This window comes from Grimontia sp. NTOU-MAR1 (assembly GCF_035758505.1).
Taxonomy (GTDB): domain Bacteria; phylum Pseudomonadota; class Gammaproteobacteria; order Enterobacterales; family Vibrionaceae; genus Enterovibrio; species Enterovibrio marinus.
The window spans coordinates 1,424,880-1,451,809 of the sequence record NZ_CP142108.1 but is presented as its reverse complement, the minus strand read 5'-3'; the positions used below and the strand labels follow the sequence as shown (position 1 = coordinate 1,451,809).

Below are 26,930 nucleotides of genomic sequence, written 5' to 3'. Positions count from 1 at the left end.
ATTCGCTTGACCTAGCCCATATACACCTCGACGGCATCATCAAAAACGGTTGGGTGCGTGGCGATTAGACAACCGATTTAGCTTGGGCGCAAATAAATTAATTTGTCACTGACAATCAAAATTGTTTATCAATCCTCTCATCCAGGTGATGTGAGATAAATTTAATTTAAACAGTAGGTTATGAGTGGAATTTAAATGCAAAAAAGCCGCTGAAAACAGCGGCTTTTGATTGAGATTTTTGGAGCTTATGCGCCCACGATCTGGCAAAGCTCGTTACCACACAGGTGGTACTGACGAGGGCAATTGCGCCATACCTGCAGCATGCGCTGGTATTTCGCCAGCATCGGTGTTTGGCTGTTGAAGTGGTGTGAGCCTTTGTCGAATTGTGGGTACAAACCTTCGACATCGGTCAGGAAGCGCACATAGTTCACCAGATGTGCTTCAGTCGCTGCATCAAAACCCCAGAATTGAAGACGACGTGCATCAACATCACATTCGCAACGGGTGCCGTCTTCCAGCATGCGATAAGATTCCTGAAGTGCGTGGTGCATCTCCATGATATCAACCACCTGGCGGCACAGTTCTTCTGGCATGTCGCCAAATTCTTTATCCAATTCACGCATTTGCAGGGCATATCCGCGCTCTACAATAGTTTGTAGACGACGATATTTTTCTGCATTTTGTGGATCAAGTTGGGACATTAGCGTGTATTGATTAGATAGGATAAGACGTTGAGCGTGTGTCATTTCCATAATAGTGGCCTCGAAAGATAAAAATTCTTTGTCCAAACAGCCTCTTAGTTTTGATTTGAAGTGAGCTAGTTTGGTAATCCATGTGCCACAGATTAACAGTTGGAGCAGGCTACTTTTTTGATCTGGATACAGGTTAGTTACGCTTTTTTAACTTGAAAATTGCACCATTTTTGTAGCTCAAAGCCCAAGGATAACGGAGCAAGGATGATTTATTGGCAGGTGTTTGGTTGGACGTGTTTTCTGGTGTCGCTTTGGCTATGCCGGTCACCGCTTGGTTGGCAAAAAATGCGCACGGAAAAGGACTACCAGCACTTAGTATTTGCCAGCGGGATCATTCTATTTTGTTTGTGGGCATTGAAGGCAGGGATCAGCGAAGGGTTGGATATCCACTTTCTGGGAATGACAGTGCTCACGCTGTGTCACGGCCCGAGAATCGCTATTTGGATTTCAGTGATTCCTTTGACTCTAATGGTGGGATTTGGCCTGCTGCCATTTGCTGATGTTGGGCTATATGCGTTCACCACGGCGGTGCTTCCAGCTGTGGTCAGCTATGCAATTTTCCTGCTTTCCTACCGCTATCTCAGCCATCACCTGTTCATCTATATCTTCATCGCCGGTTTTCTCAATGCGGCCTTTACCATAGTGTTCCACCTTTGCACGGTGTCGACAGGTTACTGGGTGTCTGGCCTTCATGGCTGGGATACGATTCTCGATAATTACCTGACGCTGGCACTGCTGATCTGGTTCCCCGAAGGGCTGCTCAACGGCATGGCTGTGACCTTACTGGCAGTGTATCGCCCGCATTGGTTGAGAACCTTCTACGACAGAGAATACTTGTCGCCTGATAGATGACACTAGGGACTGTTGGCCTTTGGTGGTTAAAGAAAAACCGGCGCGAGGCCGGTCTTCGTTAAATCCGTTCGAGGTTAGTAAACCACTTTGTGGCCGTAGCCTTCCAGAATCGCTTTCAGCGCTTCCATGGTTTCTTTCTTCGGTGGGCTGACATCTTTGAGTTCATACTCGTAACCCAGCGCTTCCCATTTGTGCGCGCCAAGCTGGTGGTATGGCAGCATTTCTACTTTCTCGATATTGTCCATGTCTTTGATGAACTCACCCAGACGGTGTGCAGACTCTTCGTCGTCAGTGTAGCCGGGAACCACAACGTAACGAATCCAGGTCTTCTGGCCACGCTGATGCAGGTAGCGGGCGAAATCCAGTGTACGGCGGTTGGATACGCCAATCAGATCTTTGTGGATTTTGTCGTTCATTTGTTTCAGGTCCAGCATCACCAAGTCTGTGGCATCTAACACTTCATCAACCACGTCAGTGTGCTTGCGGATGTAACCATTGGTATCCAGACAGGTATGAATGCCTTCCGCTTTTGCTGCACGGAAGAAATCACGCACGAATTCAGGTTGAAGCATGGCTTCACCACCTGAAGCGGTCACTCCGCCACCTGAGGCATTGATGAAGTGACGGTAGGTCACCACTTCTTTCATGATTTCTTCGACGGTGACTTCTCGGCCATCGTCCAGATCCCACGTATCGCGGTTGTGGCAGTATTTGCAGCGCATCAGGCACCCTTGCAAGAAAACGATAAATCGAATGCCAGGACCATCAACGGTTCCACAAGACTCAAAAGAGTGAATACGGCCAATCACCGACATGAGCATCTCCAAAACTACTGTAAAAAGTAAGGTGTTATTTTATTACAGAAACGTGGTGACCTAAAGGAAATAAGGTGGCTTTGCGGCCAAGTAAAATAGGAAATTGTAAGGGGAGAAGAAAGGCGCGAAAACCGCGCCTTTTCGAGGGTTAGATAACGATGGTGTTCAGTGCCAGAGGTGGACAAAGCGTACGACTTTCGAGTAATGAATCCCAAAGTTCTTGCCAGCCCTGCAATTTGTCAGCGGGCATGGGTTTGGCAATAAAAAAACCTTGACCATAGTTGCAGCCCATATCGCGAAGAGAGTGCCACACTTCAATACATTCAATGCCTTCAGCGACTGATGCCACATCTATGCGGTTGGCAACCAAGACACTGGCTTCTACCAAGGCGAGGGCAGTGCGAGAACTTAACATCGGCAATATCAGGTTGAGGCCTATTTTGAGAGAGTCTAGTGGTAGAAATTCCACTTGTTGCAGAGTACTGTAGCCGGAACCAAAGCCGTCTATCGAGATACGGAATCCATTGAGCAGTAAACGCGAAGCGGCTTCCTGAAGTTGCGCAATTTGCGAAAAGTTATCAGGTTCGTGAATCTCGAAATAAATCAGTTGGTTGAGGTTAGGGTGCTGATGACCCATCTCGATGAGCTCATCGACGAAATCCAACTCGATAAGGTTACTCACCGAAACGTTGATACCGACGGGATGCCCATCAAGATAAGTCTGGTTGGCGATCACTGAATTGATGACCGATAACGTCAGTTCTGCTTCCAGATTCAAGCTTGTTAGCTGAGGCAGGAAAGAGATGGGCGTTAACGTCCCCCTGATGGGGTGTTTCATTCGCTGAAGTGCCTCGCATGCGACCCATTCCCCGGTATCAAAGCGGACAATAGGTTGATACCAAGTCTCGAACAGATTCGACTGCCATGCTTCCAGCACTTCATCACCCGACATTGCCAGCAAGTCTTGTGGGTAATCAGTGTCACACTCATGGGCGAGTGTCAGGTAGTACTTCAGCAGGGGGATAGAGGCTGGTTTGGGCAGGATACCTAATACGTTGAGCTTCATGTGTTCACACATGCTTTTGACCGTATCCAACACTTTTTGGGAGGCAGCACTGGTAATGACAATGCACCCAGTAAATCCGCGCTCGGCAGCTTTGCTTAAAAGCTTGATGCCATCCATATCCGGTAAATCTAAATCGCAGAATATGATGTCCGGTGTTTCATGGAGGATTTTTTCCAATGCGGTGTTACCAGACTCGGCGAATACCAGCGTGTCATCACCTGATATGAGTTGCATTAATTGCCCAGCAATTACATCTCGTTGGAAGAGATGGTCTTCCACTAGCAAGATATTCATGGTGTTCCCCTAAATGCGCATATGGCGGTATCGAATGGCGATACGAAAATATTGTTCTAGGGGCTGTTGACCTTTGGTGGTTAAATTTTGTTCTCGCTATAAGCGTTTTAGGCGCGGCGAGGTGTGTGCCGCCTAGTCATTCTAAGCAAATACACCTCAACGAAGCGTAAAACGCTTAGGGCAGAACCCTTCGGGCAGCGTTTGTGGGGAATTTCTGCTGCGTTATCGGCTTCTCATGTAGGCTAGCTACACATCGAAGCCTCTGCCTTGCATAAAATCCCCACAAACTGCTGCAAAAATCACCACCAAAGGTCAACAGCCCCTAGAAGAGCTTGATTCCAGTATGGTCGCTATTTTTGAGAGCGTCGACAGAACGTTATGCGGTTATTGCCTTTGTATCAGGGGCTTGGCGCTTTTTGGGCAGGCATAAAAAAACACCTCCCGGAGGAGGTGCTTATCAATTCATCGAAGTCTCAGATTACAGAGATTCAGTGAAAGTACGTGCGATAACGTCTTTCTGCTGTTCAGCAGTCAGAGAGTTAAAGCGAACTGCATAACCTGATACACGGATAGTCAGCTGTGGGTACTTCTCTGGGTGCTTAACGGCGTCTTCCAGCGTATCACGGTTCAGAACGTTAACGTTCAGGTGCTGACCGCCTTCGATGCCAGACTCGTGGTGGAAGTAACCATCCATCAGACCAGCAAGGTTAGCTTTCTGCGTGTCACCATCTTTACCCAGTGCGTTAGGCACGATAGAGAAGGTGTACGAGATACCGTCTTTCGCGTGAGCGAATGGTAGTTTACCGACAGAAGTCAGAGAGGCTACTGCACCTTTCTCGTCACGGCCGTGCATTGGGTTGGCACCCGGTGCGAATGGCGCACCTGCACGACGACCGTCTGGCGTGTTACCTGTCTTCTTACCGTACACAACGTTTGAAGTGATGGTCAGGATAGACTGAGTAGGTACTGCATCGCGGTAAGTTTTCAGCTTACGAATCTTGTTCATAAACTTCTCAACCATTTCACATGCGATGTCATCAACGCGTGAATCGTTGTTACCGAATTTCGGATAGTCCCCTTCGATTTCGAAGTCGATGGCGATGCCGTCTTCGTCACGAACAGGTTTTACTTTCGCGTACTTAATAGCAGACAGTGAGTCAGCTGCTACAGACAGACCAGCGATACCACAAGCCATAGTACGGTAAACATCACGGTCCATCAGGGCCATAAGAGACGCTTCGTAGCTGTACTTGTCGTGTGAGTAGTGGATGGCGTTCAGCGCAGTGACGTACTGCTTCGCCAGCCAATCCATGAAGTTGTCCAGACCGTTCCAAACTTTGTCGAAGTCCAGAACTTCGTCAGTCATTGGATCTTGCTTAGGACCAACCTGCATCTTCAGTTTTTCGTCAACACCGCCGTTGATTACATACAGCAGCGTTTTCGCCAGGTTCGCACGTGCGCCGAAGAACTGCATGTGTTTACCAACAACCTGTGGAGATACACAACAAGCGATGGCGTAATCATCGTTGTCGAAGTCTGGACGCATCAGGTCATCGTTTTCGTACTGGATAGAAGAAGTATCGATAGATACTTTCGCACAGAAACGCTTGAAGCCATCAGGCAATTGCTCAGACCACAGTACAGTGATGTTTGGCTCTGGGCTTGGGCCCATAGTGTACAGGGTGTTCAGGAAGCGGAAGTTAGTTCGTGTTACCAGCGTACGACCGTCACAGCCCATACCACCCATAGATTCTGTTGCCCAGATTGGGTCGCCAGAGAACAGCTCATCGTACTCAGGAGTACGCAGGAAGCGAACCATACGCAGCTTCATCACGAAGTGGTCGATGATTTCTTGCGCTTCAACTTCAGTGATCTTGCCTTCAGCGATGTCACGCTCAAGGTAAACGTCAAGGAACGTAGAAGTACGACCCAGTGACATTGCAGCACCGTTTTGAGACTTAACGGCAGCCAGGTAACCGAAGTAAAGCCACTGAACAGATTCTTGTGCGTTAGTTGCAGGACCAGAGATGTCGTAGCCGTATTTCGCAGCCATTTCTTTCATCTGGTTCAGAGCGCGGTATTGCTCTTGGATTTCTTCACGAAGCTGCATGGTCATTTGCAGATCGTCGCCTGCTTCCAGTTTCTCTTGCAGAGAGTGGAATTGCTTCGCTTTGTCTTTAAGCAGGAAGTCTACACCGTACAGTGCTACGCGACGGTAGTCACCGATGATACGACCACGGCCATATGCGTCAGGCAGACCAGTCAGAACACCAGACTTACGGCATTTAAGGATATCTGGGGTGTAGATATCGAAAACGCTTTGGTTGTGAGTCTTGCGGTACTCTGAGTAAATTTTTGAAACCATTGGGTCCAGCTCACGGCCGTAAGCCTTGCAAGAACCCTCGATCATGCGAACGCCGCCGTTTGGCATGATTGCACGTTTCAGAGGAGCTTCAGTTTGCAGACCCACGATCTTTTCCAGATCTTTGTTAATGTAGCCTGCGTCGTGAGCAGTAATGGTAGAGATTACAGAAGTGTCGAAGTCTACAGGCGCGTGAGTTGAGTTCTCAAGCTTGATGCCTTCCATCACTTTTTCCCAAAGCTTGTTAGTTGCTTCAGTACCTTCAGTGACCAGGAAAGACTCGTCGCCCTCGTAAGGGGTGTAGTTCTTCTGAATGAAGTCACGAACGTTAACTTCGTTCTGCCATTCGCCGTCAGCGAAACCTTCCCATGCTTTAGCAAATTGCTCAGACATGTTGTACCTACCTTTTTAGTAGAAGAAAACAAGTACTTAGCGACTTAGATGTCGCTCCACCGTTGAGCCAGTGGTCGTACACGATCATTAAAAAACTGTAAAAGCAAAAACGGTCTTTCAAAACGCGTTTGATTTTACGCTTTCTAGCCAAGTTATGAACAGTAATTTGGGCAGCCAGTTAAGGCTGCCCAAGTCGTATTTACATAAGAGCAGGGATGCCAAACTGATCTTCCAGCATACCAACTGCGAGCATAGCAACCAGACAGATAACCAATACTGAACCTGGAATCACGATACGATCTACGAAAGACAGTTTTTTCGCGCGCGCTTTGTTACCGATGAGACCATTGTTGTCGAGCAGCATTGCCAGTGCCCAAGCCAGTACTGGGTTAGCAACCATTGATGCGAAGATACAGATACCTGCTGATTGTGAATCCTTCGTTTCACGAACCATCTGCACACCTGCTTCGAGCAGTGGCAGGAATACACCCACCAGCAGCGCGATACGCATCACTGGTGGCCATACTGCTATGTCCATTGGGAAGCCAAGGATAGCGATGAACATCACCAAACAGCCAAGCAGAATGGCACCAGCAGGGATTGGACGCTTCGCAATCGCTGCAGGGATCATATAAGTACCCCAAGAAGACGTGATGTTACCGCCACCTACCGCAGTACCAACCATCTGACGGATAGAACACATGGTCATAGTGTCATCTACATCCATCAGGACTTTTTCGGTTTTCTTCGGATAGTTCAATTCTTGGAAGATACGGTGGCCCAGGAAGTCTGGAGACCACATGGCTACCGCTAGGATGGCAAACGGCAGAGAAGCGATGAAGTGCTGCAGATTTGGCAGACCCAGCATCCAACCTTGCTCAGTGCTACCCCACCAGTAAACAGGGTTCAGGTTAGGCAGACCCATTTCAGTGGTGAAGGTCAGGTCGAAGCCTGCACCGAGCGCCAGTGCTGCAATCAGCCCTGTGAAAGCACAGGCAGGAATGGCCAGCCAGCGTTTGCCGATACGTGCAAGTAGGGCGTAAAGCACCACGTTCACAGCCAGAACCACTAGGCCAACATAACCCATGCTGCCTTTTGCGACTGTCGCAGACTCAAGGCCTTTTGCCCAGGTTTGGATGTCCGCGATTTGGCTCATTGCACCAGTGAAACCAAGGAAGATAAGAAGACCGCCGGCAACCCCTTCACTGGTGAGATTCACCAGTTTCGAGCCACCTTTGAAGTAACTCAGCATCAAGCCGAACATACCCAGCAGAAGAGCGAGCGCAAGAGGGTGAGCACCGGCTAGCGCAATGGTACCGATCAGCGGGATCATTGGGCCGTGGTTACCGGCAAGGTTAGCGCGTGGGTTGATAAAACCAGAGGCAAGCACACAGAACAGCAGGGCAGGGATAAGCATCTCTACACGCGCAACTTCAATCGCGAACTCTTTACCCAGATTGATGTGATCCCAAGCCTGGGTCAGGCCATCAGCCCAAGACATCATGACTGCGGAGTACATCGCGATAATGCCGATAGTACCCGCCAGTGCAGGAACGAGATCTTCGAGTTCGAAACGGAAATCACGGCCAGGAAGGTTTAGTTTCCAGCGGCGCGGGTTCATGATTTGAAGTTCGTGGTCCAGGTAATCTGAACGGGTCGCGAACTCTGAGGCAGGTCGGTGCTTAGCTTGATACTCGCTTTGCGCCATATCGCCGATATGCTCTGATGGAGCTTGAGTTGACATAAAGTCCTCTTCGTACAAAAGCAAACAGAACTGGTTACGCTCCCCGCGGGTTTTAGCTTTTATTCAGCAATGAATGCGCTGCTGAGAGAGGTGAGGCCGGGAGCCAAAAATGCGTTACAAACATACTAACAAACCTCCTATGAGCAAATTTGATTTAGATCATTTTCGTGAAAATAAATTACAGAATTTGAAAGTGATAAGAAACGAAAAGCGCCATGAGTGGTGAGGTTATTACCAGTTTTACCGAATTCATTTTAAATTCTGAAATAAAATTACCAAATATAGTGCGAGGTATGTGCCACAAAGGTGTGATGATTTGCAGTTAAATGGAGTAGCACATCGCTTTTCCTGCACGATGTACTTGAACAAAATTAAGAAGCCTGCGCGGGTTTCCTGCGCAGGCTTCTTCAGTGAAAAATCGTAAAAAGTTATTACTCGGCGTTGGCTTTTGCTTGCTGGAGCTTTTTGTAGGAGGACAGAAGTTTCTGATGCGCACTGAACGAGGTTAAGTTTACATTATCAAGCTCAAGGCCATAGAAGCGAATCTCTCCACAGATAGAGCCCCAAACCGTTTCAGTAACGCTCTCTCCATATACGAATCCAAATGCTCGGCGATACTCTGCCGCATCACGTGCTTCATCCTGCGCCAACGCAAGGCTTGTTAACAGGCAGCGCATAAACATGGCGCGTTGCTGACTGTAAATCGTTGTGTTGTATTCGAGGCTCCATGCCGCGAAGTCCTGCGCTGTTTCCATATCGCCCATCGCCAGTGCCAGCAAGCATTTCAGCTCACCGATAGTCAGCGACTTCCATGCCGTACCTGCATCGGGCAGCACGCCCATTAATTCGCAAACCATATAGCTATCGTCAAAGTCTGACATTTCCAGCACGTCGAACAGAGACTCAACGGATTCATCACTGAAGCCAGTTGCCAACAGCGTGGACATTGAATCACGCAGATCGGTACCCCGATTGTTATTGCAAAGCTGCACTTCTTCCGGAGGGTAGATTTCAGACCAGCCGGGCACAATCACACGGCAACAGTTCACTCCCAAGTGGCTGTAATCGGCGATGTAGGCATCGGCATCTTCAGCGTGGAGTTTACCCAGTAACCAGGAGACTTCTTCTTCTGAGCTGCCTTCGAAGTTCCACTCTGTGAATTCGTAATCTGGCGTGGACTTGAACATGTCCCAGGAAACCGTGCCTGAAGAATCAATGAAGTGAGTTTCGAGGTTGTGGTGGTCCGCCACTTCTTCATCATGAAATGATGGCGCTTCGAACACATCTAAATCTTTCAGACTGCGGCCTTGCAGAAGCTCGGTTACAGTGCGCTCGAAAGCCACCTGAAAGCGGGGGTGTGCGCCCCAAGAAGTAAAGCAGGTGCCATTGTTGGGGTTAAACAGTGTTACACAAACAACCGGATACAGACCGCCCATGGAGGCGTCATAAACCGCAATCGGGAAACCTTCTGCCTGCATGGCCTCAATAGAAGCTTGAATGGTAGGGAACCGCGCAATCACTTCCTGCGGGATTTCTGGCATGCTGATGCGCCCAGCAATGATGCGGTTTTTGATGGCACGTTCGAATACTTCCGACAGCGCCTGGCTGCGCGCTTCGGTTGCAGTGTTACCAGCTGACATGCCGTTAGATACATAAAGGTTGCCAATAATGTTCATTGGCACATATACCGTTTGCTGATCTTTCTGGCGAATGAATGGCAGTGCACAGATCCCGCGTTCTGCGTTACTGGATTGAAGATCAATCAAATCGCTCGCCATCAGGGTTTCTTCTTGATCGTAAAATACCCTCATGTCTTCATCAAGCAGACCGTCCGGCAGCGTGTCGTCATCGGTGAGTGGAAACCATTGCTCATCGGGGTAGTGCACGAATGGTGCCTTTGCGATCTCTTCACCCAAATAGAAATCAGCGTAGAAATAGTTACAGGAAAGTCGCTCAAAATACTCACCGAGTGCTGAGGCCAGCGCGGCTTTTTTACTGGCGCCTTTTCCGTTGGTAAAGTTCATCGGCGCGTCGACATCACGGATGTGAACCGACCAAACATTCGGCACTGGATTAAGCCAGGAAATAGGTTCAACGTGGAAGCCTGCTGCTTTCAGCTTTGCTTCGAAGTTGTTAATGGACACTTCGAGTGCTTCGTCTTTACCAGGGATATAGGTTTTCATCGGAATCTCAGTCTTTTATGAAGGCGCGGAGTATATACTCCTTTCCTTGACGTGTGCATGCACTGAAAGCTAGCACGTATACCGAAACAAGCTGAAGGTGCAGGATTTAGCATGTTTCGGTATATATGTTTGCGTGCCTGCAAAAAATAGACGTTTTTAAAGGCGAAGAGTGTCTAATCTGCGTTATATTCGAGATATCAAATCGTTATTGGCTGAGGGATATGAAACTTTTTGGCGTTGGCATACTTCTTTTCTTGGTGGGTTTACCGGCGTATGGCAGTGATCCGGATTTTGCCCGTCATCTAAATCGTATCGAAACCCTGCTCTCGAATGATGATGTAGATACAGCTGCCGATCTTGCCAAGGCTTTGGTCGCTGACAATGACGAGCAGAAAGCCCTTCACCAACGCCTGCTTGGCTATATATACCTTCATGAAGGCGACTACGACCGCGCCTATGTGACTTATACCAACGCGTTGGAATACAGAAAGCTGCCCGAAAGCTTGAGGAAAGATGTGCTAGGTGCGCTGGTGTCACTCTCGATGAAACGCGGCAGGCCGGAAATGGCCATTCAACATGGTAAAGCCTATCTAGAGAAATTCCCGCCTTTTCAGCCCGTAGAAAATCTTTATACCCGTGCGCTGTTCAGTGAACAGCGATATGGCGATGCGTTAACACAAGCCAATGCCATCATTGCCCGCTATGCCGATGTACCTGAATTTATCTGGCAGATTAAGCTCTTGAGCGAGGAGCAACTTCAACAGCATCGCGCGCTGATCAATACAACACGTGTGATTCAGGACAAGTTTGGTCATGATGTGCGCTGGCAACGTAAGAGGGCGGCATCTTACGCGGCTTTGGGTGAAGCCCGTGCTGCGCTGAAAACCCTGCAGGATGAAGCTAAAGCAGGTGCTGAACTGACAGAAGCGGATTACCTTAATATGTCCCAGTATGCGAGTATGTTTGGGGATATCGATCAGGCTAAGCGCTTGCTAAACCAAGGTATCAACTCAGAAGCGGTGACGGTAAACCGCGAGGTGCTGAAACGAAAACTCCAGTACCACATGCAGGCGATGGAATGGATGGATGCTTGGGAAGTGGTTTCTGTGTTGAACAAAGAACCTGAATTGTCGCTTGTGAAAGTGCAGGTGCGAATAGCTTCCCAACTAAAGCGTTGGCAAGAAGCGGCAAATCTGGCCCAGCAGGCGATTGATATGGGCGGTAGCCGTGATGATTTCCTTTGGGAAATCCTAGGTTACAGTGCCATGAAAACTAACCAGTTTGAACGTGCACGTTCAGCTTATGAGCGACTAAAAGTACTTGACCCTAACGGAGATGCCGATGTCTGGCTTAAAACTCTGGAGTTGATGGGTAAAGAGTAACGTTAACGGAACAAAGAAAAAACCAGGCTGTTGTCTGGTTTTTTCTTTTTCTATTTAGCGCTTACTACTGGTTCCAGTTCCAGAAGTTGGATAAGCCTTGGCCTTTCGGTATACCAAATCGGCGGTACATTTGGAGAACCATCAGCGTGCTTTCGCCAGCCTTTGTAACGGGTAGTGGTGAACTCAACGGTTTCCAGTTTGTAATAAAGCGGCACAGTGACCTGCTGTTCGGCAACGCGAAGGTGGAGATTGGTTATAATGTCACGTTGTTTTTGAGGATCAGTTTGAAGCAGGAAGTCAGCCAGTAGTCCATCGACTTCCTTATCTCTAAAATAGTGCTGCGCAAACCGCGGAGAGGTAGGCGTTTGATAGGCGCTGTTAAATGCTGAGTTAAAGTACTTAAACGGTGTCAGGCCAGAGAAATAGTTCGTGATACCCAGATCATAGCTCGCATTAGCCATACGGGCTTCGTATTCAGGAAATGGCAAAACTTCTATTTTCACGCGAAGGCCTACCGCAGCAAACATCTCCGCAGCCACATTGGAGGCCGAGATAAAATCGCTCCAACCGTGAGGTGCGATGATCTGCAGTGTCAGTGGCTCTCCTGATGGTAACTCACGGAACCTGTCGCCATCGAAATCTTTCAAACCTAACTCGTCGAGCAGGCGCGATGCAGCCTTGGGATGAGAGCGAATGTAGTAAAGATGCTGCTCGGCGGCCGAATTTGGTACCCAATCCTCAAATTTTGATTCCATTCCACTAGCAAAAGCGGCTTTTTCACCTTGCCCAAAAACTGCAATATCAGTTAAAAGTTCCCGGGCAAGGCTCATCGACACAGCACGGCGAAAGCGCACGTCCTGAATAACTTTTCGTATTTCTTCATTTGGATGTTTGAAGTTAAACATCAGGCTGACAATGGTCGATGGTTTGTGGTGGTAATGGTAATCGCGCGAGTAGGAAGCGTAGTTACGTTCAATATCTGGAATAAAGGCGCTCGCCCAGTCAAATTCTCCATTACTGAGACGGCTGATGAGCTCGTCGTTGCTTTTTACCTGTGGGTAGCGGATACAATCAACCTTGAGTTCATCCTGCTGCCAATAGTGCGGATTACGGCATTGAACGATGTTATTGCTGCTGAAGGCTTTTATATCGGTAAAAGGTCCAGTGCCGACAGGCTGGGCATTGAGGTAGAAGCGCTTGTCAGGAATGTTCTCCCACTGGTGTTTAGGGACAATAATAGCTTCCTGCAAACGATGGGCGATCTGGGCATTGGGGCGACTTAACGAGACGTATACCTCATTTTCATTATGTTTTTCGATACGCTCAATCCAGTCACCGAGTGAATTGTAATCCAGTTTGGGTTCACTTTGGAGTAGTGAAAGACTGTACACCACATCATCGGCGCTGAATGGGGTTCCATCAGACCATTTAATGCCGTCACGTAGGGTAAGAAGAATGCCTTTAAGGTCGGGGGATAAGGTATAGCTCTTGGCGAGGCGGAAGTGTACGACACCCTCCTCAAAAACCATCAGCGGCTCGAAGATAAAGTCTTTCGTCGTCGCCAGTGTATCGGCGCGGAAAGGGTTGTAGTTTCTGACAAAGCCGCTCGATAGCTCAGGAATGATGGTAAGTGTATTTGTCGTGGCTGAGCTGGCGAATGAGATGAGCGCGAAACACAGGGTCAGCAAGCGTGGCAACATAGCTCTCTCGATATTAATCTACAAGCAAGTTTTTATCGAAACACACCCTACACTAACCACCCAAAACCATCAATCGCTTCGAACTCTTGATAAAGCACTTGTTGTGTTTAATTATGCATTAAAAATGACTTGTTTTTTATTCACTTAAAGGTTAACAAATTGTTGCTGTTGAAACTGATGGATGTTATTTTCAGAGAAACGAGCATCAGTAGTGAAATGTGTTGTGGCACGGTGAAAAATGACAATTTACGTCATAGATACGCTGAACTCCGTACCACTCAGCCACATAAACCAGAGAGCCTAAACCATCTTTATTAAGATGCGGGCACTCAAACGAAGCTCGGTGTGAAAATAGAAAGACAGGAGTCAAGCGCATGACGGAAGCAGTAGCGCTACAAGTCAAAGACCTTCACAAGACCTTTGGTCAACACGAAGTACTAAAAGGGATTTCACTGGACGCACACCGTGGCGATGTCATCTCTATTATCGGATCTTCCGGTTCAGGAAAAAGTACCTTCCTTCGCTGTATCAATTTGCTAGAAACCCCAACAGCAGGTGAGATTTGGGTTAATGGCGAACTCATCGAAATGAAAAACGGCCGTCATGGTGAAGCTGTGCCGGTGAGTGAGAAGCAAGTTCAACGTATTCGTTCGCGTCTGGCGATGGTGTTTCAAGGGTTCAACCTTTGGTCTCACATGACAGTGCTTGAAAATGTCATTGAAGCGCCTATCCATGTTCTAGGCGTATCAAAAGCAGAGGCAATGGAGCGTGCAGAAGCCTTTCTGCAACGTGTTGGCCTTTGGGAACGTCGCGATTACTACCCGGGACACCTTTCAGGTGGTCAACAACAGCGAGCGGCTATTGCTCGCGCTCTTGCCGTAGAGCCAGAAGTGTTACTGTTCGATGAGCCTACCTCAGCGCTCGATCCAGAATTAGTGGGTGAAGTTCTCAATGTCATGAAAATCCTTGCTGAAGAAGGCCGCACCATGCTGGTGGTGACCCACGAAATGGCATTCGCACGTGATGTTTCCAACCATGTCATGTTCTTACACCAAGGATTAGTGGAAGAGCAGGGCGACCCAGCTAAGCTATTTACTAACCCTGAATCGGAGCGGTTACAACAATTTATCTCTTCGATTTACTAGGGTATTCAACTCGAAACGATTTTGTAATACGAAAGTCCCAACGCGTGTAAACGCATACGGCAGATGGCAATGGAGTGACGCCATCTGGACAATATTTCCATAAGGAGACAGAAAGATGAAAAAATGGTTAGTTGCTGCTGCTGTTACAGCTGCACTGGGCGCAACAGCGGTTCAGGCAAAAGACTGGAAAGACGTACGCATCGCTGTGGATGTACCTTATGAACCATTCGAATACAAAGCGCCAGATGGCACGCTGACTGGTTTCGAAGTGGATCTGGGTAACGCTGTATGTGAAAACGCAAAACTGAACTGTAGCTGGGTTATCCAGGCATGGGACGGTATCATTCCAGGTCTGCAAGCCCGTAAGTACGACGTAATTTTCTCGTCAATGTCTATCACTGAAGAGCGTGCCAAGCAGGTGCTGTTTTCAGAACCATACTACAACACCCCAAGTGGCTACTTTGCTGCTAAAGGTTCAGGCATTAATCCAGCTGATATCGAAACGCTGAAAGGCAAGCGCATCGGAGTACAGCGCGGCACGATCCAAGATGGCCACGCAACCGACACTTTCGGCAAAATTGCTGATGTAAAACGCTACACTACAGGTGATGATCTGGTACTGGATCTGCAAGGTGGTCGTCTGGATATCGTTCTGATTGACTTCCCAGTGGGTGAAGCGTCAATTCTGGGCGGGAAAGATGGTGGCAACTTTGAAGCAGTCGGTGACACCCTGCAACTGGGTGGTGGCGTAGGTGCTGCGTTCCGTAAACGTGACAAAGACCTTGCGGCGATCTTCAACAAGTCTTTGGCAGAAGTGAAAGCGGACGGTACTTATGACGAGATTCGTAAGAAGTACTTTGCCTACGATATCAAAATGTAAATCTGCTTCGCTATTGGGGTGATAACTGCGTTATCTGCGCGAACTCACCACGGTCACATAGAAACTATGCTCCCGTGGATTCGTTCACTTGATGCCTTATTCTAACCCCAACATCTTTGCAGATTGGATTACTGGGCATAGTTGGTACTCCCTTGATACAGCACCATCTATTTACAGCAATCTATAGTTGGAAAACACTCTCCAACTACTTTGCAGGAAATCTGCTAGGCCTAAATGGCAACACATGGCAGATTTATCAGCCCTCTGATTTACGGGGCTGATAAAGCTCTAGGGGGAGCGGGATTCGCTCCCTTTTGACTGATAAGCGAAAACTGAATACAAGATCCATAAAGCGGTAGTTTCGCTATCGGTTTATTCGTGCAGGAGGAAAGGATGTTAGATCTGCATGGTTATGGCCCTTCCATTTTCATGGGCGCAATATTGACCGTCGAATTGGCGGTACTTTCTGCTGTGATTGCAGTGTTACTGGGATTGGTAACTGCATTGGCCCGCCTTTCTAAGAATCGTTTTGCCCGGGGGGCAGCGACGGTCTACTCCACCGTTGTTCGGGGGGTACCGGATCTGGTGTTGATGCTGCTGATCTTCTTCGGCGCACAAATCATGATGAACAATTTCTCTGACTGGCTTTACGAAAAGTATGACATTGATATGTTCATCAACATCGATGAGTTCACAGCGGGTGTTTCTACCATTGGATTTATCTTCGGCGCCTACATGGCCGAAACCTTCCGCGGTGCATTTCTGGCGGTCGACCGCGGCCAGTTGGAAGCGGGCACGGCTTACGGTATGAGCCCTTGGATGATTTTCCGTCGCATCATGTTCCCGCAAATGATGCGTCACGCGTTGCCCGGTATTGGTAACAATTGGCTGGTGTTGGTGAAAACCACGGCATTGGTCTCAGTGATTGGTCTCGCGGACATGACGCGCCTTGCTAAGGAAGCGGCAGGTGCAGTGAACGAACCGTTCAAATTCTTTATTCCGGTAGCAATGGTCTACCTGCTGATCACCTCCATCTCTGAGCTTGGGCTCAAGCGCTTGGAGCGTAAATTCAGCGCCGGTGTAGTAAGAGGCTAAGGAGACACGGAATGTTAGAATCAATTTACGCTTACCTCGACCAAAACGAGATTTTTACGTCGACCACCATTCTCCACTACTGGAGTGGTCTTACGGTCACTGTCCAGCTGGTGTTCCTTTCACTGGTATTGGGTTTCATCCTGTCCGTTCCATTGGCGGTCGCGAGGACCTCAAAGAATCCTTGGATTAACCGTCCAGTTTGGATTTACGTATACATCTTCCGTGGCACGCCACTGCTTATCCAGCTTTACCTGATCTACTATGGTGTCGCGACGATTGAAGGCATTCAGCAAAGCATGTTCTGGGCGGTTGTCGAAGATGCTTTCTATCCATGTCTGTTTGCGTTTGTACTTAACACGGCTGCATACACTACAGAAATCCTCCGTGGTGCGATGGTGGCAACGCCTGTGGGTGAAATCGAAGCAGGTAAAGCCTACGGTATGTCGCGCTTTACGATACTACGTCGCATCATCCTGCCATCCTCCTTCCGCCGCGCATTACCCGCGTACAGCAACGAAGTCATCTTCATGCTGCATGCGAGCTCGATTGCATCAGTCGTGACCATCATCGACCTTACAGGCGCAGCAAGGGATATCTACGCGCGTTTCTATGCCCCGTTTGATGCCTTCCTGTTTGTGGCGGCAATCTACCTATGTCTTACCTTTGCTATTGTTTATGGCTTTAAACGCTTAGAGCACCGCTGGCACAGGCACTTGAGGCCGTTGGAGTCGTAAGAGCAGGTCCTAGGAAGAGCAGGGTCCCAGATCCTAGGGAAGAGCCAAACCCCAAAAAGAAAAACCGCCATTCACTGGCGGTTTTTTGTATCTTGCTCTTCCTAGGACCTTTCTTTGCCTATGACCTAGATCCTTCTATCCTAGGCCCTGATCTACTTAAACTTAGCCCAAATCGGCGCGTGGTCGGAGGGTTTTTCAATGCCACGCAGTTCGTAGTCGATACCTGTATCTATGCAATCTGCTGCCAGTGAAGGCGTTGCCAGAATCACGTCGATACGCAGCCCACGGTTATCGTCAAAGCCGCGGGAGCGGTAATCGAACCAGGAGAATTTGTCGTCCACATCTGGGAATTGCTGACGGAAAGTATCTACAAAACCCCAGTCCATGAGGGTTGCCAGCATTTCGCGTTCCTCTGGTTGGAATGAACACTTACCGGTTTTCAGCCAACGCTTACGGTTGACTTCACCAATACCGATATCCAAATCAATCGGGCTGATGTTGATATCCCCCATCACAATCAACTGCTCTCCGTTGCTGTGGGAGGTGTTGAGGTAGGTCATCAGATCTTTGTAAAACTTGCGCTTGGCTGGGTACTTGATTTCATGGGCAATGTTTTCACCCTGCGGAAAGTAGCCATTTAGCACCGTCACTTCACTGCCATCGTCTTTTTTAAACGTTGCCATGATCATGCGGCGCTGCGCATCTTCCTCGTCTGTTGGGAAGCCTTTTTGTACTTTGACTAGCTCTTGTTTACAAAGCATTGCGACACCGTAATGTGCCTTTTGACCATGGAAATAGACTTTGTAGCCCATCGCCTCTACATCTTCTACTGGAAAAGCCTCATCGTGAACCTTGATTTCCTGCAGACCGATAACATCTGGCTGGTGCTTTTCAATCAGCGCCTGAAGTTGGTGGAGGCGGGCGCGCAATCCATTGATATTAAAAGAAATGACTTTCATGCTGATTTACTTCTCTTTATCTGAAATCCATTGAGTTCTGAACAGTTTATCTGAAAATACAACGACTCGCTGCTTAGATTCAATTTGCTAATCGCGCATTATCTCAATAGTGCAACTATGCTTGTTAAATAAAGAATCTTTTGACACTCAAGATGTTATCAGTTTTTGAGCGAAGGGAGCGCAAATGATGAACACAGTTTCTTTGGTGAAAATGTCAGTGGCTTCACTGATGATGACTTTGGTGGCTGGATGCAGCGAGTACGGTGATTTCACACAAGAGCAGATTTGTCGGGCGAGTCTCGCTGCTGTAAAGGGGAAAAGCCCAACAATCATGACCATAGAAGAAGTAAGGAAAGATCCGGAAACCGAAAGGGAAGTGTTTTTCATTTCTTATAAGCGCCCAGATGATGGAAAGAAATGGCACTATAAATGCCGAATTGTTAGAACCCGCGCTGTTTTGGCGCAGGGCAAAGAGGGAAGGTGGCGCGATCAGGCTCAAGATCCAACGATTAGATTCCAAATAGAAGGCCAGGATCTTCACATTAACGAAACCTTCCCTGATGGAAGCACGGCAATGAATGTCACTTATAGCATCTACATGCTTGGTGGTAAGCCTAGCGAGTCCAATTGAATGTAAAGGGATTATCGTCAGGGTGATTTCACGTTGTTCCAAATATTCGAACGACTCTGACGAATTCCTCCTACGGACTTCTTTCTAACCCTCTCATATACTTTTGAATGATAAATTCAGGAGATTGGATATGGGAAAATTAGTCGAAGGTGTTTGGCATGATGTTTGGTATGACACCAAATCATCTGGCGGGAAATTCGTGCGTGAAGATGCTGGTTTCCGTTCTTGGGTGACGGCAACAGGCGAAGCGGGTCCAACGGGGGATAGTGGCTTTAAAGCAGAATCTGGTCGCTACCATCTTTATGTGTCGCTGGCATGCCCATGGGCACACCGAACGCTGATTTTCCGTAAATTGAAAGGCCTTGAAGAGCACATCACCGTATCTGTGGTGAGTCCTGACATGTTGGAGAAAGGTTGGCAGTTTGATGAGCCTGAGTCGCTTTATGGCTTTAACTACATGCATCAGGTGTACACCAAAGCGAAAGCGGATTACACCGGGCGCGTCACCGTGCCTGTGCTGTGGGACAAGAAAACCGAAACCATTGTCAGCAACGAATCGTCTGAAATCATTCGTATGTTAAACAGCGCCTTCAACCAGGTGACAGGTAATTCGGAAGATTTTTATCCAGAAGCACTGCGCAGCAAGATTGATGAGTGGAACGATTATGTTTATCCAAACATCAACAACGGCGTATACCGCTGTGGATTTGCGACCACGCAAGAAGCGTATGAAGAAGCGTTCGACAATTTGTTCTCCGCGTTGGACAAATTGGATGCGCATTTGGCGACCAGCCGTTACTTGGTAGGTGATCAAATTACAGAGGCAGACTGGCGCGCCTTTACCACGCTGGTGCGTTTTGACCCGGTATACGTGGGGCATTTCAAATGTAATCGCCAGCAGATTGCCCAATATGAGCACATCTTCGGCTATCTGAAAGAGTTATATCAGGTTGCGGGTGTGGCTGAGACAGTCGATATGCCATACATCAAGCGTCACTATTACTATAGCCACGCCAACATCAACCCAACCCGTGTTGTGCCAAAAGGGCCAGTGCAGGATTTGACCACGCCACATGGCAGCGTAAGCGTTTAGTTTGCAGGAAAGCAAAAAGCCAGCTCGATGAGCTGGCTTTTTTAATGATGGTGGTGGGAGAAGGATTCGAACCTTCGAAGGCGGAGCCGTCAGATTTACAGTCTGATCCCTTTGGCCACTCGGGAATCCCACCACGAGTTATTCTGATTGTGTGCTGCACTGCGGAAGTCTAATGAACATCGCAATGAAGCTGATAGATGGTGGTGGGAGAAGGATTCGAACCTTCGAAGGCGGAGCCGTCAGATTTACAGTCTGATCCCTTTGGCCACTCGGGAATCCCACCGCGAGTTATTCTGATTGTATGCTGCGCTGCGTAAATCAATTGAACATCGCGACGAAGCTGAAAGATGGTGGTGGGAGAAGGATTCGAACCTTCGAAGGCGGAGCCGTCAGATTTACAGTCTGATCCCTTTGGCCACTCGGGAATCCCACCACGAGTTATTCTAGTTGTACGCTGCACTGCGGAAATCTAATGAACATCGCAATGAAGCTGAAAGATGGTGGTGGGAGAAGGATTCGAACCTTCGAAGGCGGAGCCGTCAGATTTACAGTCTGATCCCTTTGGCCACTCGGGAATCCCACCACGTTGTGCGGGGCGCATATTATCAAACGAAGCATGTCTGTAAAGCATTTTTCTCGAAAATGCCGCGCGTTTGCTGGTTTTTTCGGCGTTGAAACGGTTGACTGATAGGAAACGTGGAATTTTACCGCATTTCGAGAATCCAACAGGGGTTTTCTGGGGTATCCAAAAGATATTCCAGAGGCTTTTTTCGCCGACTGCTTGCGGGTAAATCTTTAACGAGATTTACATTACTTTACCGCACGCAGGATAGGCATAGAGTAGACTATCGCGAGTTGTTATTTACGGTTAAAAAAATGAAAAATAAAGTCCTTTTCGCTGCCATTGTTGTGCTTGGCACTGCCGGTTATTTTGCCTGGCAGGGTAAAACCGAAGCCGCGGATAAACCTTTAGCGCGTCCTGCAAGACCCGCTATTGCAGTCGCTACTGCCCAAGTTGAATCACGCCCGGTTGCGCGAAACCTCTCTTTGATTGGTAACCTAAAATCTGAAAATTCAGTGATTATAGCGCCTGAAGTGGCTGGAAAGATTGAGGCTATTTATGTGAAAGCGGGTCAGCAAGTGAAAGAGGGTGATGCGCTGCTGACGCTGGATACGGCCAAATCTGAAGCGGCTGTCGATGAAGCTCAGGCGTTTCATAAGGACGAGCTTCGCAAGCTTCGTGAGTTTTCCAAGCTGCACAAGCGTGGCGCGCTGACCAAAACTGAACTCGACGCACAACAGGCGAGTGTTGATGTGGCGAAAGCGCGTCTGGATTCGGCCAAAGCCGATCTGGATGATCGTTTTATCAAAGCGCCATTTAATGGTACGGTCGGTCTGGTAGACATTACCCGCGGTCAGTTAGTGTCAGTTGGTGAAGCGCTGCTTAACCTCGACGATCTTTCCCAGATGCAATTAGACGTGAATGTGCCTGAGCAATACCTGTCAGAGCTGAGCAAGGACATCAATGTTGTTGCAAGCTCCAAAGCCTGGCGTGGTCAGTTCTTCGAAGGTCAACTGACGGCGGTCGACTCGCGTGTTAACAATGACTCTCTGAACCTTCGTGCACGCATTAACATCAATAATGACGAACGCCTTCTGCGTCCGGGTATGATGATGGAAGCGACAATGGGTTTCGCGCCTATGATAAGCGCAGTCATCCCGGTTCAGGGCATCGAGTATTCTGGCACTAAGCGCTTTGTTTATCTGGTGGATGACAAAGGCATTGCTCACCGTACTGAAGTGAAACTTGGCGCACGTATCGATAATCTGGTCACAGTAGAAAGCGGTTTAGAAATTGGCGATCGCATCGTCGTTCAGGGACTGGTGAGCATGCGTGATGGCACCAAAGTGAACGACCTGACGGCGAAGGGTGAGGGTAAGTAAATGTGGCTCTCAGATGTCTCTGTTAAGCGACCCGTTGTCGCGATTGTTCTGAGCCTGCTGCTGCTCGTTTTTGGTATCGTTTCCTTCAGTAAGCTTGCAGTGCGTGAATACCCGGATATCGATAGCCCGGTTGTGTCAGTGATGACCCGCTATGCCGGGGCGTCCGCCAGCATCATGGAAAGCCAGATCACTCAGGTTCTGGAAGACGAGCTTTCCGGCATCAGCGGCATTGAGGAAATTACCTCTGTCAGCCGAAACGGTATGTCGAGTATTTCCGTCGAATTCAATATCGACTGGAACCTGACCGAAGGGGTCAGTGATGTACGTGATGCAGTCGCCCGTGCACAGCGACGACTGCCGGATGAAGCCGACGAGCCAATTGTGTCCAAGTCCAATGGCTCCGGTGAAGCCTCCATTTATATCAACCTTGCCTCGCCGGAAATGGACCGTACTCAGCTCACCGAATACGCGCAGCGTGTGCTGGAAGACAAATTCAGCCTGCTGACGGGCGTGAGTTCGGTGGAACTTTACGGCGCGCTGTACAAAGTGATGTATGTGCGACTCGATCCGGTACTGATGGCGGGACGTGGCGTCACGACGTCTGACATTACTTCCGCGCTTCGCCGCGAAAACCTCGAAAGCCCGGGTGGTGAAATCCGCAACGACATCACTAAGATGACGGTGCGTACCGAACGCATGTACCAGACACCGGAAGATTTCGATTATTTGGTGGTTCGCACGGCGAGCGACGGCAGCCCGATTTACCTCAAAGATGTGGCCGATGTATACATCGGCTCCCAAAACGAAAACGCGACCTACAAAAACAACGGCGTGAATAACCTCAGTCTGGGTATTGTGCCGCAGTCTGATGCCAATCCGTTGAACGTGGCAATCGCGGTTCGCGAACTGGTGGATGAATTTCAGCCCTTCCTGCCAGAAGGCGCGAAACTGTGGGTCGATTATGACTCCACCGTATTTATCGAACGTTCGATTGATGAGGTCTACAGCACCCTGTTTGTTACTGGCGCGCTGGTGATTCTGGTGCTGTATATCTTCATCGGACAGGTGAGGGCGACACTGATCCCGGCCGTGACAGTTCCGGTTTCCCTGATTTCATCCTTTATCGCCGCGTACTTCTTTGGTTTCTCAATTAACCTGCTGACCCTGATGGCACTTATCCTGGCGATCGGCCTGGTGGTGGATGATGCCATCGTGGTAGTGGAAAACATGTTCCACCACATTGAGAAAGGTGAAACTCCACTGGTAGCAGCATTTAAAGGTACCCGCGAAGTTGGCTTTGCCGTGGTGGCGACTACCGCAGTGCTGGTCATGGTCTTCCTGCCAATCTCCTTTATGGAAGGCATGGTCGGCAAGCTGTTTACCGAGTTCTCGGTACTGCTGGCGATGTCGGTGATTTTCTCTTCAATCGTGGCACTGACGCTGACGCCGGTGCTGGGCAGTAAAATCCTCAAAGCCAATGTGAAGCGCGGCGCGTTCAACCGCTTGGTTGATAACTTCTTCGAGCGATTCGAGAGTGGCTATCGCTCAGCAGTCACCGTCGCTGTAAAAGCGCGCTTTGTGGCTCCGCTGATCATCCTCACGTGTATTGGCGGCAGTGCTTACTTAATGAAAAACCTGCCAGCGCAGTTGGTACCGCAGGAAGACCGTGGCGTATTGATGGCCTTTGTAAAAGGCGCAGAAGGCACCGCATACAACCGTATGGTCGGCAACATGGAAGAAGTGGAACGCCGCTTGATGCCATTGGTTGATAAAGGTGTTCTGACCTCTATCAGCATGCAAGCGCCAGCGTTTGGCGGTATGGCGGGCGATCAGACAGGCTTCGTGATTATGCAGCTTGAAGATTGGGATAAGCGTGACCAGACTGCAGCGCAGGTGCTGGGCGAAGTGCGTAAAGCACTGGGCGGTATTCCGGATATCTTTGTCCGTGCCTTTATGCCGGGGTTCCGCGGTGGTTCGAGCGAGCCTGTTCAGTTCATTCTGGGCGGCCCTGACTATCAAGAGCTGAACAAATGGGCACAAGTACTGCTGGATGAAGTCAAAGCCAGCCCGATCCTTCAGGGGGCGGATCTGGATTACGCGGAAACCACCCCAGAGCTGGTGGTGAGCATTGACCGCAAGCGTGCGGCTGAACTGGGTATCAGCGCAGATGAAGTGTCTAACACCATGGAAATCATGCTGGGTGGTAAGAGTGAAACCACTTTTGTAGACCGCGGTGAAGAGTTTGACGTTTACCTGCGCGGTGATGAAGTCCGGTTCAACAGCAAAGACGACATCAGCCAAATCTACATGCGTACCCGCAACGGCGATCTGGTGAGTCTCGACACCCTTGCTGAAGTGGAAGAGGTCGCGTCAGCGCAGACGCTTCGTCACTTTAACAAACAGAAGTCGATCACCCTGAAAGCCAACCTTGGTGATGGCTACACCTTGGGTAATGCGTTGGATTTCCTTGATGTCAAAGCGATCGAGTTGCTGCCTGCAGATATCACGATCAGCTATTCCGGTGAGTCGGCAGAGTTCAAAGACAACCAAAGCAGCATTCTGATTGTATTTGGTTTGGCTCTGTTGGTGGCTTACTTGGTTCTGGCTGCCCAGTTTGAAAGCTTCGTGAATCCGCTAGTGGTGATGCTAACAGTACCTATGGGGATCTTTGGCGGTTTTGTTGGCCTGTGGCTGACCAGTCAGGGGCTCAATATCTACTCGCAGATTGGCATGATCATGTTGATTGGGATGGTGACCAAAAACGGTATTCTTATCGTCGAATTTGCCAACCAGCTTCGTGACCGCGGCGAACCGTTTGAGAAAGCGATTATCGACGCTTCCGTGCGCCGTCTTCGCCCAATCATGATGACAGCGTTCACCACCATTATCGGTGCTATTCCGTTGATCATCTCGACGGGCGCAGGCTACGAAAGCCGTGTGGCTGTCGGTACGGTCATTTTCGCCGGTATGGCATTTGCCACAGCGGTTACTCTGTTAGTTATCCCAGCGATGTACCGTCTGCTGTCTGTGAAGACGCATTCGCCGGGTTATGTGGAAGCCCAGCTCAATGCGGAGCTAGAGAAATTCAAGCCACACCGCCCAGGCCATGGTGACTTTGAACCGCACTGATGAAAACACAAGAAGAGCAGGTCCAGGTCCTAGAATCCTAGGTCCGCTCTTTCGTTTTAAAGCATCCGTTGGTATGTTTTATTACCATAACCACCAAATAAAAATCGAAGATAAAGGAAGCCAGTCATGTCGGATAAACTGACCCAAGAACAGCAAGATCAGTTGGATGCAGCAACGTTTCGTCGTTTCCTGTCTCATCTGGATAATCACAAAGAAGTCCAGAATATCGATTTGATGATTCTGGCTGACTTCTGCCGTAACTGTTTGGGCAAATGGTACAAAGCCGAAGCTGATAACGCTGGCATTGAAGTGAGTGATGAAGAAGCTCGTGAGCGCGTCTACGGCATGCCTTACAGTGAGTGGAAAGCTAACCATCAACTACCAGCGACGGATGAGCAAATGGCAGCATTCAACGCACGCCAGAAAGCGAAAGAAGCTAAGTAAGCTTCAATATCAAAAAAGAAAAGCGCCGATTGGCGCTTTTTTTATGAGGTTTCGCCGGAAAGGTAGGTGAAGGCATCGCGGCTTAATAGTTGCGGATACAGCTCTTTCAATACTTCCATCTTCGGCGCAATCACGCGACGGCAAAAGGGCTTCGATGGATTGCGCCAGAAGTAGTTCTGCTGGCGCGCTGGTGTTGGGTAAAACGCCACCATGGGCACCACTTTGGTGACCAAAGGGTTTACGTAATCTGAAGCCGCGCTTGCCAGTGCCTTTGAACACTTCTCCATGTGTGCGGCATTGGTTGGATAAATAGCACTCGGGTAGCTTTCCCGAAACGAATGGTTTGAAGTACAAGCGTGCGAGTCCAGATGTACACGGATCACCTCATCTAACGAAATAACCTCTTCGTCGAAGCGAAACAACACCGCTTCAACATGCTTACTGTCTTCCGTGACTAAAAATCCCTGCTCGACATCCGACACGCCTTTTAACGCATTGAAGATGGCTTCCATGCACCAGTAACAAGTACCACTGACGGCAAGATACATATCACCTCCCAATGAACAAGATAGATATACCCAAACTCGCTGAATTCTGCATTTTCAGGTTGTTTGGATATAAAGAGTAGAACCGGATAGAGGCCAATATGCTTTCACATAGTCTAAAATGGGACGTTCCCCCTTTGGTATTTTTCAATAATAAATTATCGATAAACGATAATTTATTATTGACCTATTTTTTGGTGATGGTATCTTAACCCCATACTTTAGGAGAGAGTGCTATGCAGAAAATACAAACTTACAGTCGGAACATCAGAAGGGCGATCCAACTACTGATGTGCCTTTTACCGTTAGGCGCTATTTACTACTGGATGACAGCGCAAACCGACTTGGATTTTATCTCGCGGTTTGGGATTGTTACCGATATGCATGATATCAGTGCCTATACATCAGCGCCGTTGACCTTAGAAACCCGTATTTTTGCCGCTATTGCGAGTGCCTTGCCTATCGGTGTCTTGCTCTACGGTATGGCTTTGTTGGTCAAACTGTTCCGCCGCTATGAATCTGCCGATATCTTCTCGGTAGATACCGCAAACTGCTACCGCATGCTGGGGTTCACCTTTTTCTATTGGGTTCTGGCAAATCTGGCTTTTGGTGGTCTGATATCCGTTATTCTCAGCTTCAATAACCCGCCGGGCGAGCGTGTGCTTTCACTCTCTTTGGGAAGTGTGGATATTGTCACTGTACTCTGTGGCTTTATGATACTGACAGTTGGCTGGGTAATGCGTGAGGCACAAATCATCGCCGAAGAACACCAGCACACGATTTAGGGA

At 48.8% G+C, this 26,930-nt stretch carries 21 protein-coding genes and 4 tRNA genes; 12 read left to right on the top strand and 13 right to left on the bottom strand.

The window, feature by feature from the left end; all coding sequences use genetic code 11:
• Positions 1–245 precede the first annotated feature (245 nt).
• Complete coding sequence (locus VP504_RS06640) at positions 246–752, bottom strand: YfbU family protein (RefSeq protein ID WP_325893515.1); 507 nt, start codon at positions 750–752, stop codon at positions 246–248.
• 204 nt (positions 753–956) lie between these two features.
• Here VP504_RS06640 and VP504_RS06635 point away from each other — a divergent pair, with 204 nt between their 5' ends.
• Entirely contained in the window at positions 957–1,604 is a 648-nt protein-coding gene (locus VP504_RS06635) for an energy-coupling factor ABC transporter permease (RefSeq protein ID WP_325893513.1), read from the top strand.
• A 74-nt stretch (positions 1,605–1,678) separates the two neighbouring features.
• Here the strand turns inward: VP504_RS06635 and pflA are convergent, their stop codons facing one another.
• The 5 genes from pflA to ycaO form a co-directional block, all read right to left on the bottom strand.
• Entirely contained in the window at positions 1,679–2,419 is a 741-nt protein-coding gene (gene pflA / locus VP504_RS06630) for a pyruvate formate lyase 1-activating protein (RefSeq protein ID WP_325893512.1), read from the bottom strand.
• A gap of 148 nt (positions 2,420–2,567) precedes the next feature.
• On the bottom strand, positions 2,568–3,779 hold the full coding sequence (locus VP504_RS06625; protein WP_325893511.1) for an EAL domain-containing response regulator: 1,212 nt from the start codon (positions 3,777–3,779) through the stop codon (positions 2,568–2,570).
• 478 nt (positions 3,780–4,257) lie between these two features.
• On the bottom strand, positions 4,258–6,534 hold the full coding sequence (gene pflB / locus VP504_RS06620; RefSeq protein ID WP_251876208.1) for a formate C-acetyltransferase: 2,277 nt from the start codon (positions 6,532–6,534) through the stop codon (positions 4,258–4,260).
• A 199-nt stretch (positions 6,535–6,733) separates the two neighbouring features.
• Entirely contained in the window at positions 6,734–8,278 is a 1,545-nt protein-coding gene (locus tag VP504_RS06615) for a DUF3360 family protein (protein ID WP_442788898.1), read from the bottom strand.
• Between the two features lie 431 nt (positions 8,279–8,709).
• The gene (gene ycaO, locus VP504_RS06610) at positions 8,710–10,461 is read right to left on the bottom strand and encodes a 30S ribosomal protein S12 methylthiotransferase accessory factor YcaO (RefSeq protein ID WP_325893510.1); all 1,752 of its coding nucleotides are present in this window, start codon (positions 10,459–10,461) and stop codon (positions 8,710–8,712) included.
• 221 nt (positions 10,462–10,682) lie between these two features.
• Between ycaO and VP504_RS06605 the strand changes: the two genes are divergently transcribed.
• Positions 10,683–11,843, top strand: coding sequence for a tetratricopeptide repeat protein (locus tag VP504_RS06605; RefSeq protein ID WP_325893509.1), 1,161 nt, complete (start codon positions 10,683–10,685; stop codon positions 11,841–11,843).
• A 50-nt stretch (positions 11,844–11,893) separates the two neighbouring features.
• Here VP504_RS06605 and VP504_RS06600 read toward each other — a convergent pair whose 3' ends face one another.
• Complete coding sequence (locus VP504_RS06600; protein WP_325893508.1) at positions 11,894–13,543, bottom strand: ABC transporter substrate-binding protein; 1,650 nt, start codon at positions 13,541–13,543, stop codon at positions 11,894–11,896.
• Positions 13,544–13,917: 374 nt separating this feature from the next.
• On the opposite strand from VP504_RS06600, the gene VP504_RS06595 reads away from it, so the two are divergent.
• From VP504_RS06595 to VP504_RS06580, 4 genes are all read left to right on the top strand, one after another.
• Positions 13,918–14,688, top strand: coding sequence for an ABC transporter ATP-binding protein (locus VP504_RS06595; RefSeq protein WP_062711103.1), 771 nt, complete (start codon positions 13,918–13,920; stop codon positions 14,686–14,688).
• Between the two features lie 115 nt (positions 14,689–14,803).
• Entirely contained in the window at positions 14,804–15,568 is a 765-nt protein-coding gene (locus VP504_RS06590; protein WP_325893507.1) for a transporter substrate-binding domain-containing protein, read from the top strand.
• 393 nt (positions 15,569–15,961) lie between these two features.
• Positions 15,962–16,663 carry an ABC transporter permease gene (locus tag VP504_RS06585; RefSeq protein WP_062711097.1) on the top strand — a complete coding sequence of 234 codons (702 nt, stop codon included), beginning with the start codon at positions 15,962–15,964 and terminating at the stop codon, positions 16,661–16,663.
• Positions 16,664–16,674: 11 nt separating this feature from the next.
• Positions 16,675–17,397, top strand: a complete 723-nt coding sequence (locus VP504_RS06580; protein ID WP_062711094.1) for an ABC transporter permease — start codon at positions 16,675–16,677, stop codon at positions 17,395–17,397.
• Between the two features lie 152 nt (positions 17,398–17,549).
• Here the strand turns inward: VP504_RS06580 and xthA are convergent, their stop codons facing one another.
• Positions 17,550–18,356, bottom strand: a complete 807-nt coding sequence (gene xthA, locus VP504_RS06575; protein WP_325893505.1) for an exodeoxyribonuclease III — start codon at positions 18,354–18,356, stop codon at positions 17,550–17,552.
• Between the two features lie 184 nt (positions 18,357–18,540).
• Here xthA and VP504_RS06570 point away from each other — a divergent pair, with 184 nt between their 5' ends.
• Together VP504_RS06570 and VP504_RS06565 are read left to right on the top strand one after the other, a co-directional pair.
• Positions 18,541–18,987, top strand: a complete 447-nt coding sequence (locus tag VP504_RS06570; RefSeq protein ID WP_232314445.1) for a hypothetical protein — start codon at positions 18,541–18,543, stop codon at positions 18,985–18,987.
• A 130-nt stretch (positions 18,988–19,117) separates the two neighbouring features.
• Entirely contained in the window at positions 19,118–20,080 is a 963-nt protein-coding gene (locus tag VP504_RS06565) for a glutathione S-transferase family protein (RefSeq protein WP_325893504.1), read from the top strand.
• A gap of 48 nt (positions 20,081–20,128) precedes the next feature.
• Here VP504_RS06565 and VP504_RS06560 read toward each other — a convergent pair.
• From VP504_RS06560 to VP504_RS06545, 4 genes are all read right to left on the bottom strand, one after another.
• Positions 20,129–20,213 (bottom strand) — tRNA-Tyr (locus tag VP504_RS06560).
• A 65-nt stretch (positions 20,214–20,278) separates the two neighbouring features.
• Positions 20,279–20,363: transfer RNA gene (locus VP504_RS06555), tRNA-Tyr, on the bottom strand.
• A 65-nt stretch (positions 20,364–20,428) separates the two neighbouring features.
• A tRNA-Tyr gene (locus VP504_RS06550) sits at positions 20,429–20,513 on the bottom strand.
• Between the two features lie 65 nt (positions 20,514–20,578).
• Positions 20,579–20,663 (bottom strand) — tRNA-Tyr (locus tag VP504_RS06545).
• 293 nt (positions 20,664–20,956) lie between these two features.
• Here VP504_RS06545 and VP504_RS06540 point away from each other — a divergent pair.
• The 3 genes from VP504_RS06540 to VP504_RS06530 all read left to right on the top strand — a co-directional run bounded on the left by VP504_RS06540 (position 20,957) and on the right by VP504_RS06530 (position 25,597).
• Positions 20,957–22,024, top strand: a complete 1,068-nt coding sequence (locus tag VP504_RS06540; protein WP_325893502.1) for an efflux RND transporter periplasmic adaptor subunit — start codon at positions 20,957–20,959, stop codon at positions 22,022–22,024.
• Entirely contained in the window at positions 22,025–25,153 is a 3,129-nt protein-coding gene (locus tag VP504_RS06535; protein ID WP_325893501.1) for a multidrug efflux RND transporter permease subunit, read from the top strand. It abuts the gene before it with no gap.
• A gap of 126 nt (positions 25,154–25,279) precedes the next feature.
• Positions 25,280–25,597 (top strand): DUF1244 domain-containing protein, encoded by a 318-nt coding sequence (locus tag VP504_RS06530; RefSeq protein ID WP_325893499.1) that lies wholly within the window; start codon positions 25,280–25,282, stop codon positions 25,595–25,597.
• A 41-nt stretch (positions 25,598–25,638) separates the two neighbouring features.
• On the opposite strand, the gene VP504_RS06525 is transcribed toward VP504_RS06530, so the two are convergent.
• Positions 25,639–26,145: a peptide-methionine (S)-S-oxide reductase gene (locus VP504_RS06525; protein WP_325893497.1), complete on the bottom strand. Its 507-nt coding sequence runs from the start codon at positions 26,143–26,145 to the stop codon at positions 25,639–25,641.
• Positions 26,146–26,378: 233 nt separating this feature from the next.
• Here VP504_RS06525 and VP504_RS06520 point away from each other — a divergent pair, with 233 nt between their 5' ends.
• Positions 26,379–26,927, top strand: a complete 549-nt coding sequence (locus VP504_RS06520; protein WP_062711062.1) for a DUF2975 domain-containing protein — start codon at positions 26,379–26,381, stop codon at positions 26,925–26,927.
• Positions 26,928–26,930: the final 3 nt, after the last annotated feature.

Excerpts from the sequence above, each read along its gene's own strand:
- VP504_RS06640 (WP_325893515.1), bottom strand. The coding sequence starts at position 752 with ATGGAAATGACACACGCTCAACGTCTTATCCTATCTAATCAATACACG.
- VP504_RS06635 (WP_325893513.1), top strand. The coding sequence starts at position 957 with ATGATTTATTGGCAGGTGTTTGGTTGGACGTGTTTTCTGGTGTCGCTT.
- pflA (WP_325893512.1), bottom strand. The coding sequence starts at position 2,419 with ATGTCGGTGATTGGCCGTATTCACTCTTTTGAGTCTTGTGGAACCGTT.
- VP504_RS06625 (WP_325893511.1), bottom strand. The coding sequence starts at position 3,779 with ATGAATATCTTGCTAGTGGAAGACCATCTCTTCCAACGAGATGTAATT.
- pflB (WP_251876208.1), bottom strand. The coding sequence starts at position 6,534 with ATGTCTGAGCAATTTGCTAAAGCATGGGAAGGTTTCGCTGACGGCGAA.
- VP504_RS06615 (WP_442788898.1), bottom strand. The coding sequence starts at position 8,278 with ATGTCAACTCAAGCTCCATCAGAGCATATCGGCGATATGGCGCAAAGC.
- ycaO (WP_325893510.1), bottom strand. The coding sequence starts at position 10,461 with ATGAAAACCTATATCCCTGGTAAAGACGAAGCACTCGAAGTGTCCATT.
- VP504_RS06605 (WP_325893509.1), top strand. The coding sequence starts at position 10,683 with ATGAAACTTTTTGGCGTTGGCATACTTCTTTTCTTGGTGGGTTTACCG.
- VP504_RS06600 (WP_325893508.1), bottom strand. The coding sequence starts at position 13,543 with ATGTTGCCACGCTTGCTGACCCTGTGTTTCGCGCTCATCTCATTCGCC.
- VP504_RS06595 (WP_062711103.1), top strand. The coding sequence starts at position 13,918 with ATGACGGAAGCAGTAGCGCTACAAGTCAAAGACCTTCACAAGACCTTT.
- VP504_RS06590 (WP_325893507.1), top strand. The coding sequence starts at position 14,804 with ATGAAAAAATGGTTAGTTGCTGCTGCTGTTACAGCTGCACTGGGCGCA.
- VP504_RS06585 (WP_062711097.1), top strand. The coding sequence starts at position 15,962 with ATGTTAGATCTGCATGGTTATGGCCCTTCCATTTTCATGGGCGCAATA.
- VP504_RS06580 (WP_062711094.1), top strand. The coding sequence starts at position 16,675 with ATGTTAGAATCAATTTACGCTTACCTCGACCAAAACGAGATTTTTACG.
- xthA (WP_325893505.1), bottom strand. The coding sequence starts at position 18,356 with ATGAAAGTCATTTCTTTTAATATCAATGGATTGCGCGCCCGCCTCCAC.
- VP504_RS06570 (WP_232314445.1), top strand. The coding sequence starts at position 18,541 with ATGATGAACACAGTTTCTTTGGTGAAAATGTCAGTGGCTTCACTGATG.
- VP504_RS06565 (WP_325893504.1), top strand. The coding sequence starts at position 19,118 with ATGGGAAAATTAGTCGAAGGTGTTTGGCATGATGTTTGGTATGACACC.
- VP504_RS06540 (WP_325893502.1), top strand. The coding sequence starts at position 20,957 with ATGAAAAATAAAGTCCTTTTCGCTGCCATTGTTGTGCTTGGCACTGCC.
- VP504_RS06535 (WP_325893501.1), top strand. The coding sequence starts at position 22,025 with ATGTGGCTCTCAGATGTCTCTGTTAAGCGACCCGTTGTCGCGATTGTT.
- VP504_RS06530 (WP_325893499.1), top strand. The coding sequence starts at position 25,280 with ATGTCGGATAAACTGACCCAAGAACAGCAAGATCAGTTGGATGCAGCA.
- VP504_RS06525 (WP_325893497.1), bottom strand. The coding sequence starts at position 26,145 with ATGTATCTTGCCGTCAGTGGTACTTGTTACTGGTGCATGGAAGCCATC.
- VP504_RS06520 (WP_062711062.1), top strand. The coding sequence starts at position 26,379 with ATGCAGAAAATACAAACTTACAGTCGGAACATCAGAAGGGCGATCCAA.